The sequence below is a fragment of the uncultured Paracoccus sp. genome (assembly GCF_937873615.1).
GTDB lineage: Bacteria > Pseudomonadota > Alphaproteobacteria > Rhodobacterales > Rhodobacteraceae > Paracoccus.
The window spans coordinates 1-12,246 of the sequence record NZ_CALMYP010000035.1 but is presented as its reverse complement, the minus strand read 5'-3'; the positions used below and the strand labels follow the sequence as shown (position 1 = coordinate 12,246).

The window sequence follows — 12,246 nt, the reverse complement described above, 5'->3', positions numbered from 1 at the left end:
ACAATGAAAAAACTCATGATCTCGACCGCGCTGAGCCTGGCGCTGGCACTGCCGGCGGCCGCACAGGACCCCGATCCCAATGCTCGGCCCGGCGGTGACATCATCATCACCTACAAGGACGATGTGGCGACGCTGGACCCGGCCATCGGCTATGACTGGCAGAACTGGTCGATGATCAAGTCGGTCTTCGACGGGCTGATGGATTACGAACCCGGCACCACCACGCTGCGCCCCGGCCTCGCCGAAAGCTACGAGATGAGCGAGGACGGGCTGACCTATACCTTCCACCTGCGCCCCGGGGTGAAGTTCCACAATGGCCGCGAAATGGTGGCCGAGGACGTGAAATACTCGCTCGACCGGGTGACCGACCCGGAAACCCAATCGCCGGGCGCGGGCTTCTTCGGCTCGATCAAGGGCTATGACGAGGCCGCCTCGGGCGCGGCCAAGGGCCTGTCGGGCGTGACGGTGATCGACCCCGCGACCGTGCAGATCGAACTCAGCCGGCCTGACGCCACCTTCCTGCACATCATGGCGCTGAACTTCAGCTATGTCGTCCCGAAGGAAGCGGTCGAGGAATTCGGCGCCGATTTCGGCAAGCACCCGGTCGGCACCGGCGCCTATAGCCTGGGCGAATGGAGCATCGGCCAGAAGCTGGTCTTCAGGAAGAACCCCGATTACTGGATCGCCGGCATCCCCTATCTGGACAGCATCACCGTCGAGATCGGGCAGGAACCCGTCGTGGCCCTGCTGCGCCTTCAGAATGGCGAGGTCGACGTGCCCGGCGACGGCATCCCGCCGGCCAAGTTCCAGGAGGTGATGAGCGATCCCGAACAGGCCGCGCGCGTGGTCGAGGGCGGGCAGCTGCACACCGGCTATGTCACCATGAACGTGACCACCCCGCCCTTCGACAAGCCCGAGGTGCGCCGCGCCGTCAACATGGCGCTGAACAAGGACCGCATCGTCCAGATGATCAACAATCGCGCGGTGCCGGCCAACCAGCCGCTGCCGCCCTCGATGCCCGGCTATACTGCCGATTACGCCGGCTATGCCTTCGATGTCGAGGCGGCGAAGAAGCTGATGGCCGATGCCGGGCTGGCCGATGGCGTCGAGACCGAGCTTTACGTGATGAACACCGATCCGAACCCGCGCATCGCCCAGGCGATCCAGCAGGACCTGTCGCAGATCGGCATCCGCGCCGAGATCCGCGCCCTCGCCCAGGCCAATGTGATCGAGGCCGGCGGCAATGGCAGCGCCCCGATGATCTGGTCGGGCGGCATGGCCTGGATCGCGGATTTCCCCGATCCGTCGAATTTCTATGGCCCGATCCTCGGCTGCGCCGGCGCCGAACCGGGCGGCTGGAACTGGGCGAAATACTGCAATGCCGATCTCGACGCCGCTGCCACCGCCGCCGATGGCATGGTCGCCGCCGATCAGGCCGATGCCCGGCTCTCCGCATGGTCCGACATCTACATGAAGGTGATGGAGGATGCGCCCTGGGCCCCGGTCTTCAACGAGCAGCGCTTCACCATGAAATCGCCGCGCATGGGCGGGGCCGATGCGCTTTACGTCGATCCGGTCTCGATCCCGATCAATTACGACTACGTCTATGTGAGTGAATGAGATGTGTGGAAACTGCGACTATACGATCCATCGGGCGCATCACCATTTCGGCTGGGACAATTCCCTGGCCCCGGTGCAGCAGATCGAGCCGGGCCAGTCGGTCTTCTTCGAATGCATGGATTCTTCGGCGGGCCAGCTTGGCCCGTCCTCCACGGTCGAAGATGTGAAGGCGCTGGATTTCGGCAAGATCAACCCGGTCACCGGCCCGGTCCGGGTCGAGGGGGCCGAGCCGGGCGATGCGCTGAAGATCACCATCGAACGCTTCTTCCCGCAGGAAGCCGAGGGCTCGGCCTGGGGCTGGACCGCCAATATCCCCGGCTTCGGCCTGCTGGCCGACCAGTTCCCGGACCCGGCGCTGACGATCTGGAAATATGACGGCGCCACCCGAGAACCGGCGCTGTTCGGCAGCCAGGGCCGGGTGCCGCTGAAACCCTTCGCCGGCACCATCGGCTGCGCGCTTGCCGAAGCCGGACCGCATTCGATCGTGCCGCCGCGCCGGGTCGGCGGCAATCTGGACATCCGCGACCTTGCCGAGGGCACGGTGCTTTACCTGCCGGTCGAGGTCGCGGGCGCGCTGTTCAGCGTCGGCGACACCCATGCCGCGCAGGGCGATGGCGAGGTCTGCGGCACCGCCATCGAAAGCCCGATGGACGTCGCCTTGCGCTTCGATCTGGTGAAGGGGGCCAATCTGAAGATGCCGCGCTTCACCACGCCGGGGCCGGTGACGCGGCATCTGGACGCCAAGGGCTACGAGGTGACGACCGGCATCGGTCCCGACCTGATGTCGGGCGCGCGCGACGCGGTCGCGGGCATGGTCGACCTTCTTTGCGCCACGCGCGGCATGTCGGCGGTCGATGCCTATATGCTGGTCTCGACCTGCGGTGACCTGCGCATCTCGGAAATCGTCGACATGCCGAACTGGGTGGTCAGCTTCTACTTCCCGCGCGCGGTCTTCGAATGAGCGAGCCGGTGCTCTCCGTCCGCGACCTGACGGTCGCGGTCGATACCGAAACGGGTCCGAAGCCGCTGGTTTCGGACCTCTCCTTCAAGCTGGCGCGGGGGGAAACGCTGTGCATCGCCGGGGAATCCGGCTCGGGCAAGTCGATCACCTCGCTGGCGGTGATGGGGCTGCTGCCGCCCGGCGTGAAGGTGGACTCGGGCCGGATCGAGCTTGCTGGCGAGGATCTGACCCGCCTGCCCGAACGCCGGATGCGCGCCATTCGCGGCGACCGCATCGCCATGATCTTCCAGGAGCCGATGACCTCGCTGAACCCGGTCCTGACCATCGGCAACCAGCTGGCCGAGGCGATACGCGCCCATGATCCGGATGCCGATGCAAAGGCACTGGCGTTGGAAGCGCTGCGGGCCGTGCGCCTGTCGCAGCCCGAGCGCCGCATGGGCCAATATCCGCATGAACTCTCCGGCGGGATGCGCCAGCGGGTCATGATCGCCATGGCGCTGGCACTGAAACCCGATGTGCTGATCGCCGATGAGCCGACGACCGCGCTTGACGTGACCGTGCAGCGCGAGGTGCTGGACCTGCTGCGCGACCTGCAGCGCGAGACCGGCACCGCCATCGTGCTGATCACCCATGACATGGGCGTGGTGGCCGAGATGGCCGACCGGGTGATCGTCATGCAATCCGGCCGCATGGTCGAGGCCGCCCCGGTCGAACGCATTTTCTCCGCCCCCGAGCAACCCTATACCCGCGCCCTGCTGGCCGCCGTGCCGCGCATGGGCGATGGCAGCGGTGCCGCGCCCGTCGCCGCCGCCCCCATCGCGGTGCTGCGGGATCTGCGCGTGCGCTACGACATCCATGGCGGGCTGCTTGGTCGCACCACCCACCGCGTCCATGCGGTCGAGCATGTCAGCTTCGACATCCGCGCCGGCGAGACCTTCTCGCTGGTCGGCGAATCCGGCTGCGGCAAATCCACCATCGCCCGCGCCATCACCGGGCTGGTCCCGCATCGCGGCCTGATCGAGGTCGCGGGCCATAAGGTCCCCGAGGACGGGCTCAGCGCCAGCCCGGCCCTGCGGCGCGACGTGCAGATGGTGTTTCAGGACCCCGCCGCCGCCCTGAACCCGCGCAAGCGCGTCGGCGATCTGGTGGCCGAGCCGCTGGTGATCCACCGCATCGGCACCCCGGCCGAGCGGCGGGCGCGGGTGCGCGACCTGTTCAACCGGGTCGGCCTGTCGGGCGAGCAGATCGACCGCTATCCGCATGAATTCTCGGGCGGGCAGCGCCAGCGTATCTGCATCGCCCGCGCGCTTGCCCTGCAACCGAAGCTGATCGTCGCCGATGAAAGCGTGTCTGCGCTGGATGTCTCGGTTCAGGCGAAGGTGCTGGACCTGCTGGCGGAACTGAAATCGGAATTCGGCATCAGTTACCTGTTCATCAGCCACGACATGGCGGTGGTCGAGAATATCAGCGACCGGATCGCGGTCATGTATCTGGGCCAGATCGTGGAGATGGGCAGCCGCGCCCAGATCTTCGGCAATCCGCGCCACCCCTATACGCGCCGCCTGATCGAGGCCGTGCCGGTGCCCGACCCCGCGCATCTCCGCCCCCCGGCCCCGCGCATGGCAACCGAGGTGCCAAGCCCGGTCTGGCCGGTCGGCGAAGGCCCGGCGCGGGTCAGCCTGCAGGATGCCGGCGGCGGCCATCTGGTCGCGGCGGAATAGGCAGAAGCTCGGGGCTAGACGCCCTCGACCAGGGTGATCTGGGCGATGCCGGCACCCTCGCGGTGCTGCTTCGCCCGCTGATAGGCGTCGGAGCGATAGCAGGCGAGCGCGTCCTCCATGCTGTCGAACTCGATCACCACATTGCGCGGATGGCCCTCACCCTCCATCTGCTGCGCAGCGCCACCCCGCGCCAGCACACGGGCGCCGAACTGGCGGAAGGCTTCGGACGCGCCCTCGGCATAAAGCTTGTAGGGTTCGGGATCGGTGACGGTCACATGGGCGATCCAATAGGCCTTGGGCATGGTGCCTCCTTTCGCTGGATGCGCCGGACCCGAAGGCTCGGCGCAGAAGTTTACTGGGCAAGCGCCTTGTCGGTCACCTCATGGCTCCATGCACCTTCCGGCTCCTTCGAGATCACCGGATCGGAACCCCCGGCCATCAGGATCTTCACCGTGCGCTCGGCATCCGCCGGGTCGAGGCTGCCATCGGATCCGGCGGTCAGCTTGGCGACCTCGGACATCATGCGCTTCTGGTGTTCCTCGGTCTGGGCGCCGGTCTCGTCATGGTCGAGCACGATCATCGCCGCCTCGTCCGGGTTTTCCTCGGCATATTTCCAGCCCTCCATGCTGGCCTTCACGAAGCGGGCCATCTTGTCGACAAATGCCGGATCGGAAAGCTTGTCCTCCATCACATAAAGCCCGTCCTCCAGCGTGGCCACGCCTTCATCTTCATATTTGAAGGTCACCAACTCCTCCGGCGTCATCCCCGCCTCGATCAGCTGCCAGTATTCGTTATAGGTCATGGTGCTGATGCAGGCGGCCTGGCTTTGCAGCAGCGGATCGACGTTGAAGCCCTGTTTCAGCACCTCGACCCCATCCGCGCCGCCGGTCGTCGGCAGGCCGAGCGTCGCCATCCAGGTCAGGAACGGGTATTCGTTGCCGCCGAACCAGACGCCCAGAACCTTGCCCTTGAAATCCTCGGGCGTTTTCACGCCGCTATCGGCGCGGCAGGTCAGCATCATGCCCGAGGCCTTGAACGGCTGGGCGATGTTCACCAGTGCCAGCCCCTTTTCGCGCGCGGCCAAGGCGGATGGCATCCAGTCGACCATGACATCGGCGCCGCCGCCGGCCATGACCTGCGGCGGCGCGATGTCGGGGCCGCCCGGTTTGATGGTGACGTTCAGGTCCTGGGCCTCGTAGAACCCCTTGTCGAGCGCCACGTAATAGCCCGCGAACTGGGCCTGCGTCACCCATTTCAACTGCAGCGTCACGTCATCCGCCGCGAAGGCCGCCGCCGGCAGCAGCGCGGCCATAAGGCCGGTCAGATAGGTTTTCATCTCAAGCTCCCTGTTATGGGGTCATGCCCCGGTTTCCCGGCTGCGCTGGCTTGGATGCCAGAAGGTCAGCCGTTTCTCGATCAGCGCGACGAGGCCGTAAAAGGCCGATCCCGCCAGTGCCGCCACCACGATTTCCGCCCAGACAAGCGGCAGATCCAACTGCCCGACCGCGGTCGAGATGCGAAAACCCATGCCGCGGGTCGGACTGCCGAAGAACTCGGCAACGATGGCGCCGATCAGGGCAAGCGTGGTGGCGATTTTCAGCCCGTTGAAGATGAAGGGCAGCGCCGCCGGCAGGCGCAGCTTCCACAAGGATTGCCAGTAACCCGCGCTCCATGTCGCGATCAGGTCGCGTTGCAGCGCATCGGTAGCGGCAAGGCCGGCGATGGTGTTCACGAGGATCGGGAAGAAGACCATGACCACGACCACGGCGGCCTTGGACTGCCAGTCGAAGCCGAACCACATGACCAGGATCGGCGCGATGCCGACGATGGGCAGGGCGGCGACGAAATTCCCGATGGGCAGCAACCCGCGCTGCAGGAAGGGGCTGCGGTCGATGGCGATGGCGGTGCCGATGGCCGCCGCCGCCCCGATCAGCCAGCCCGACAGCGCGCCCTTCAGGATGGTCTGGACGAAATCGCCCCAGAGGATCGGCAGATTGCCGGCGAAGCTGCGGGCGATCTGGCTGGGCGCAGGCAGGATGACCGAGGGCACGCCGTAAGCCCGCACGATCATCTCCCACAGGATCAGCACCGAGGCCCCGAAGATCAGCGCCACCAGCACCCGCGTGACCCGCGTATCATATCGCGCCAGCCAGGCATTGAGGCCCCATGACCCCAGCCAGACGGCGATGATCGGCAGCGCCGCCATCATCGCGCCAGCCCCATGCGGCGAAGCGTCATGCGCTCGATCCAGCCGACGATCAGCACCAGCACCCCGGCCAGCGCGGCGGCGGTGAACAGCGCCGCCCAGATCTGCACCGTCTGCCCGTAATAGCTGCCCGAGAGCAGCCGCGCCCCCAGCCCCGCACTCGCCCCCGCCGGCAATTCGCCGACGATGGCCCCGACGAGGCTGGCGGCGATGGCGACCTTCAGGCTGGCGAACAGATAGGGCATGGAGGACGGCAACCTGAGCCGCCAGAACACCTGGCTTGGTGAGGCATTCCAGGACCGCATCTGGTCAAGCTGCATCTGATCGGGCGTGCGCAAGCCCTTCACCGTGCCGACCAGCACCGGAAAGAAGCTGAGCCAGGCCGAGATCACCGCCTTGGGCAGAAGCCCGGTCACGCCGATGCTGGCCAGAACCACGATGACCATCGGCGCGATGGCAAGGATCGGCACGGTCTGGCTGGCCACCGCCCAGGGCATGACCGACTGGTCCATGGCCCGGTTATGCACGATCCCCACAGCCAGCAGGATCCCCGCCAGCGTGCCCATGACGAATCCCGCCAGCGTCGCCGAAAGCGTGATCCAGCCATGCCAGACCAGGCTGCGTTTCGAGGTGATCTTCTGCCCGAAAAGCCCCTCGTAAAGACCTGCGGCGACCTGATGCGGCGCCGGCAGGACCGGGCGTTCCTGGGTCATGGTGTTGTGAAACAGCGCCGAAAATGTCGGCTCTATCCCCTCGCGGGCCAATTGCTGCTCGGCCCAGTTGAGATTCAGAAACCAGGCCGCGACATACCAGACGGCAATGATCGCCAGCAGCACGACCAGCACCGGCAACACGGCATTCATGGCCCCGCGCGCCCTAGTCATAGGCGTGACCGGCGCGCAGCCCCTCGCGGACGCGATGGGCGATGGCAAGGAATTCGGGCGTGTCGCGGATCTCCAGCGGGCGGGTGCGCGGCAGGGTGCTTTCGATCACATCGGTGATCCGGCCGGGGCGCGGCGACATGACCACGATCTTTGTCGACAGAAACACCGCCTCGGGGATTGAATGGGTGACGAAACCGATGGTCTTGGCCGTCCGCGCCCAGAGTTCCAGCAGCGCCTCGTTCAGCCGGTCGCGGACGATCTCGTCAAGCGCACCGAAGGGTTCGTCCATCAGCAGGATGTCGGCATCGAAGGAGAGCGCGCGGGCGATGGAGGCGCGCTGCTGCATCCCGCCCGAAAGCTGCCACGGATATTTCGCCCCGAAACCGGCCAGATCGACCAGTTCCAGCACGCGTTCCACGCGTTCCATGCGGTCCGCCTTGGCAAAGCCCATGATCTCCAGCGGAAGGGCGATATTCTGTGCAATCGTCCGCCAGGGATAGAGGCCCGGCGCCTGAAAGACATAACCGTAGGCACGGGCACGCCGCGCCTCGTCCGGGGTCATGCCGTTCACGGACAGCGCGCCACCGGTCGGCGTCTCCAGCGCCGCGATGGTCCGCAGAAGCGTGGTCTTGCCGCAGCCGCTTGGCCCAATGAAGCTGACGAAATCGCCCTGGTTGATGGTCAGATCCACGCCTTTCAGCGCATGGACCGGGCCGTCGGCGGTCTGGAAGGTCAGGTCGATGCCGTCTGCGACGATCACAGGCTCGTTCAAGTCAAACCCCACTCGCCGGAATGCCCGACCGTTCCACCGGCCTTGGCGCGGTCAGTTCTTTCCATGCGCTCAGCGCCCGGTTCACCTGTCCGCGCGGTTCGCGGGCGACGAATTCGCCATGGCCCTCGTGGCTGTCCACCTTGCCCTCACGCACCGCAACGACCCCGCGCGTCAGCGTATAGCGCGGCAGGCCCTTCACATGCTGGCCCTCGAAGACATTGTAATCAATCGCGGATTGCTGGCTGCCCGCCGAAATGGTCTTCTCCGCCTCGGGGTCCCAGACCACCAGATCGGCATCCGAGCCGACCAGCACCGCGCCCTTCTTCGGATACATGTTCAGGATCTTGGCGATATTGGTCGAGGTGACGGCGACGAATTCATTCGGGGTCAGCCGCCCGGTATTGACGCCATGGGTCCAGAGCATCGGCATCCGGTCTTCCAGCCCCCCGGTCCCGTTCGGAATCTTGGTGAAATCGCCCACGCCATGGCGCTTCTGATCGGTGGTGAAGGCGCAATGATCGGTGGCGACGCAGGACAGGCTGCCCGATTGCAGCCCGGCCCAGAGACTGTCCTGATGCAGCTTGTTGCGGAACGGCGGCGACATGACTCGGCGCGCAGCATGGTCCCAGTCGGGGTTGAAATATTCGCTTTCGTCCAGCGTCAGGTGCTGGATCAAGGGCTCGCCCCAGACGCGCTTGCCCTGTTGGCGGGCGCGGCGGATGGCTTCGTGGCTGTCCTCGCAACTGGTATGGACAACATAAAGCGGCACGCCCGCCATATCGGCCACCATGATGGCGCGGTTCGTGGCTTCGCCCTCGACCTGCGGCGGGCGGGAATAGGCATGGGCCTCGGGGCCGGTATTTCCTTCGGCCAGCAGCCGCGACGAAAGTTCCGCCACCACATCGCCGTTTTCGGCATGGACGAGCGCGATCCCGCCCAGATCGCCGACCCGGCGGAAGCTGGCGAACATCTCGTCATCGTTCACCATCAGCGAGCCCTTATAGGCCATGAAATGCTTGAAGCTGGTGATGCCGCGCTTCACCACCGCCTCCATCTCGTCGAAGACCTGCTCGCCCCACCAGGTGATGGCCATGTGATAGGAGTAATCGCAATGCGCGCGGCCCGACTTGTTGTCCCACATCTTGAGCGCATCGAGCAGCCCCTGCCCGGGCGAGGGCAGCGCGAAATCCACCACCATGGTCGTGCCGCCTGCCAGCGCCGCGCGGGTGCCGGACTCAAAGTCGTCGGTGGAGTAAGTGCCCATGAAGGGCATTTCCAGATGCGTATGCGGGTCGATCCCGCCCGGCATGATGTAACATCCGGTCGCGTCCAACTGCTCATCGCCCGAGAGGTTCTCGCCAATCGCCGCGATCCTGCCGCCCTCGATCAGCACATCGGCCTTGTAGGTCAGGTCGGCGGTGACGATGGTTCCGTTCTTGATGACTGTGGTCATATCCGTCTCTTTCATTCAGGCCAAACTTACCCGGGCGTTCGGAAGACAATACCTCACCGCACCACCTCCGCCGCCTCAAGCACCGCATGCAGCAGCACATCAGCCCCTGCGCTCGCCCATTCCGGGCTGATTTCCTCGGCCTCGTTATGCGAGAGCCCATCCACGCAGGGGCACATGATCATCACCGTGGGTGCCACGCGGTTGATCCAGCAGGCATCGTGGCCGGCGCCCGAGACGATGTTCATATGGCTGTAGCCGAGGCTTTCGGCGGCGCCCCGCACCATGCCGACCAGCCCCTCGTCGAAGGTCACCGGGTCGAAATGGCCGACCGGCTCGATCTCGATGCCCAAACCTAGTTCGGCGGCGATCTTCGGGGCCTCGGCCTCAAGCTCGGCGCGCATGGCGTTCAGCTTGGCCAGTTCGGGGCTGCGGAAGTCGATGGTGAAGACGGCACGACCGGGGATCACGTTGCGGCTGTTCGGATAGACATTGGCCTGCCCGACCGCGCCCACGGCGTCGGGCTGATGGGACATGGCGATGCGGTGCACGGCCTCGATGATGCGGGCCATGCCAAGCCCGGCATTCACCCGCATGTTCATGGGGGTCGAGCCGGTATGCGCGTCCTTCCCGGTCAGCGTCACCTGCAACCACCAGAGGCCCTGACCATGGGTGACGACGCCGATCTGCTTGCCCTCAGCCTCCAGAATCGGGCCCTGTTCGATGTGATATTCGAACATCGCATGCATGGGCCGACCGCCCACCGGCGCGGTCCCGCGCCAGCCGATCCGGTCCAGCTCATCCCCGAAACGCTTGCCCTCGGCATCCTCGCGGCTGTTGGCGAAATCCTCGTCATGCACGCCGGCATAGACGCCCGAGGCCAGCATCGCCGGCGCGAAGCGGGTGCCTTCCTCGTTCGTCCAGTTGGTGACGACGATGGGCCGGCGGGTCTTCAGACCCATGTCGCGAATGGCGCGGATGACCTCCAGCCCCGACAGCACGCCGAGGACGCCGTCATATTTGCCGCCCGTCGGCTGGGTATCCAGATGGCTGCCGATATAGACCGGATCGGCGGACGGGTCCTCGCCCTCGTGGCGCATGAACATATTGCCCATGCGGTCGACCTCCATGCTCATACCGGCGGCTTCGCACCAGTTCTGGAACAGGCGGCGGCCTTCGGCATCGGCATCGGTCAGGGTCTGGCGGTTGTTGCCGCCCGCGACGCCGGGGCCGATCTTCGCCATTTCCATCAGGCTGTCCCACAGCCGCGCGCCGTCGATCCTGATATTGTCACCGTCCATGGCTGCCATCCCCGTTTGTCGTTCCATAAGGCCCGGGCTTTGACCCGGCCCCGTATCTCAGGCTATTGGCAGGTGAGCACCTGTCAAGAGGATCGCCCGCATGAGCCCCCCTGCCCCCGCCAGCCGCATCCGAAAGCGCAATATGCAGGCAATCATGGATGCGGCGCTGGATGTGTTCTCGGCCCAGGGGTTTCGCGGTGCGACGCTCGATCAGATCGCCGAGGCGTCGGGCCTGTCGAAGCCAAATCTTCTGTATTACTTCCCCTCGAAAGAGGCGGTTTACCTGGCGCTTCTGGACGAGGCGCTGGAGGACTGGCTGGACCCGCTTCGTGCCATCGACCCGCAGGGCGAGCCGGTCGAGGAGATGCTGACCTATATCCGCGCCAAGCTGGAGATGAGCCGCAGCCATGCCCGCGAAAGCCGGCTGTTCGCGGGCGAGGTGCTGCGCGGCGCCGAACATATCGGCGAGACCCTTCAAGGCCCCCTGCGCGCCCTGGTCGATGAAAAGGCGGCGCTGATCCGGGGCTGGATGGAGGCGGGGCGGCTGGCCGCGTCCGACCCGCATCACCTGATCTTCTCGATCTGGGCGCTGACCCAGCATTATGCCGATTTCTCCTGTCAGGTGGCGGCGGTGCTTGGCCCGGATCGCGACCCGGTCCCGGAGGGGCTGGCCTTTGCCGAGACCATGTATCGGCGGATGCTGACCCCCAAGGCCTGACCCCTGCCTCATTCGGCGGCCTTGGCCATCGGGTTGTTGGGATGCGTGGTCCAGTTGCCGAAATCCCCGACCTTGCGGCCGGTGCGGGGGTCGGTTTCGCCCACCGGCAATTCGCGCATGGTGATGCAATCCTCGACCGGGCAGACATCGACGCAGAGGTTGCAGGCGACGCATTCGTCGTCCTTCACCTCGAAGACGCGGCCCGGCAGCATGGCGATGGCCTGATGGCTGGTATCCTCGCAGGCGGCGAAGCAGCGCCCGCATTTGATGCACAGGTCCTGGTCGATCTGCGCCTTGGTGGTGTAGTTCAGGTTCAGATATTGCCAGTCGGTGACATTGGGCACCGCCCGCCCGATCAGGTCGGACAGCCCGATCCCCTTGTCGTCCAGATATTGCGACAGGCCCGAGATCATTTCCTGCACGACCTTGAAGCCATAGGTCATCGCTGCCGTGCAGACCTGCACATTGCCGGCGCCGAGCGCCATGAACTCGGCCGCGTCGCGCCATGTCGTCACGCCGCCGATGCCGCTGATCGGCAGGCCCCGGGTTTCGGCGGAACGCGCGATCTCGGCCACCATGTTCAGCGCGATGGGCTTCACCGCCGGTCCGCAAT

The 12,246-nt window shown here is 65.8% G+C and carries 12 protein-coding genes; 4 read left to right on the top strand and 8 right to left on the bottom strand.

Features of this window, described 5'->3' with window-relative positions; genetic code table 11:
* Window positions 1-3 precede the first annotated feature (3 nt).
* Genes Q0330_RS09605 through Q0330_RS09595 form a run of 3 tightly spaced genes read left to right on the top strand, consistent with a single transcriptional unit; the run spans window position 4 to window position 4,302 of the window.
* Window positions 4-1,620: an ABC transporter substrate-binding protein gene (locus Q0330_RS09605; RefSeq protein ID WP_299477915.1), complete on the top strand. Its 1,617-nt coding sequence runs from the start codon at window positions 4-6 to the stop codon at window positions 1,618-1,620.
* A gap of 1 nt (window position 1,621) precedes the next feature.
* Window positions 1,622-2,581, top strand: coding sequence for an acetamidase/formamidase family protein (locus tag Q0330_RS09600; RefSeq protein ID WP_299477912.1), 960 nt, complete (start codon window positions 1,622-1,624; stop codon window positions 2,579-2,581).
* A complete protein-coding gene (locus Q0330_RS09595; RefSeq protein ID WP_299477909.1) occupies window positions 2,578-4,302 on the top strand; it encodes an ABC transporter ATP-binding protein in 1,725 nt (574 codons plus the stop codon). The genes Q0330_RS09600 and Q0330_RS09595 overlap by 4 nt, the downstream gene beginning before the upstream one ends.
* A 14-nt stretch (window positions 4,303-4,316) precedes the next feature.
* Here Q0330_RS09595 and Q0330_RS09590 read toward each other — a convergent pair whose 3' ends face one another.
* Genes Q0330_RS09590 through Q0330_RS09560 form a run of 7 tightly spaced genes read right to left on the bottom strand, consistent with a single transcriptional unit; the run spans window position 4,317 to window position 10,924 of the window.
* On the bottom strand, window positions 4,317-4,604 hold the full coding sequence (locus Q0330_RS09590) for a DUF1330 domain-containing protein (protein WP_299477905.1): 288 nt from the start codon (window positions 4,602-4,604) through the stop codon (window positions 4,317-4,319).
* 50 nt (window positions 4,605-4,654) lie between these two features.
* A complete protein-coding gene (locus Q0330_RS09585) occupies window positions 4,655-5,638 on the bottom strand; it encodes an ABC transporter substrate-binding protein (protein WP_299477902.1) in 984 nt (327 codons plus the stop codon).
* Between the two features lie 21 nt (window positions 5,639-5,659).
* A complete protein-coding gene (locus tag Q0330_RS09580; protein WP_299478118.1) occupies window positions 5,660-6,508 on the bottom strand; it encodes an ABC transporter permease in 849 nt (282 codons plus the stop codon).
* Entirely contained in the window at window positions 6,508-7,371 is an 864-nt protein-coding gene (locus Q0330_RS09575) for an ABC transporter permease (protein WP_299477899.1), read from the bottom strand. The genes Q0330_RS09580 and Q0330_RS09575 overlap by 1 nt, the downstream gene beginning before the upstream one ends.
* A 13-nt stretch (window positions 7,372-7,384) precedes the next feature.
* Window positions 7,385-8,152 carry an ABC transporter ATP-binding protein gene (locus tag Q0330_RS09570; protein ID WP_299478115.1) on the bottom strand — a complete coding sequence of 256 codons (768 nt, stop codon included), beginning with the start codon at window positions 8,150-8,152 and terminating at the stop codon, window positions 7,385-7,387.
* A 13-nt stretch (window positions 8,153-8,165) separates the two neighbouring features.
* Entirely contained in the window at window positions 8,166-9,617 is a 1,452-nt protein-coding gene (gene hydA, locus Q0330_RS09565; RefSeq protein WP_299477896.1) for a dihydropyrimidinase, read from the bottom strand.
* 53 nt (window positions 9,618-9,670) lie between these two features.
* Window positions 9,671-10,924 carry a Zn-dependent hydrolase gene (locus Q0330_RS09560; protein ID WP_299477893.1) on the bottom strand — a complete coding sequence of 418 codons (1,254 nt, stop codon included), beginning with the start codon at window positions 10,922-10,924 and terminating at the stop codon, window positions 9,671-9,673.
* A 91-nt stretch (window positions 10,925-11,015) separates the two neighbouring features.
* Here Q0330_RS09560 and Q0330_RS09555 point away from each other — a divergent pair, with 91 nt between their 5' ends.
* A complete protein-coding gene (locus Q0330_RS09555; RefSeq protein ID WP_299477890.1) occupies window positions 11,016-11,633 on the top strand; it encodes a TetR family transcriptional regulator C-terminal domain-containing protein in 618 nt (205 codons plus the stop codon).
* Between the two features lie 8 nt (window positions 11,634-11,641).
* Here the strand turns inward: Q0330_RS09555 and Q0330_RS09550 are convergent.
* Window positions 11,642-12,246, bottom strand: a 605-nt coding sequence (locus Q0330_RS09550; RefSeq protein WP_299477887.1) for a 4Fe-4S dicluster-binding protein, incomplete at its 5' end; no start/stop codon positions are given.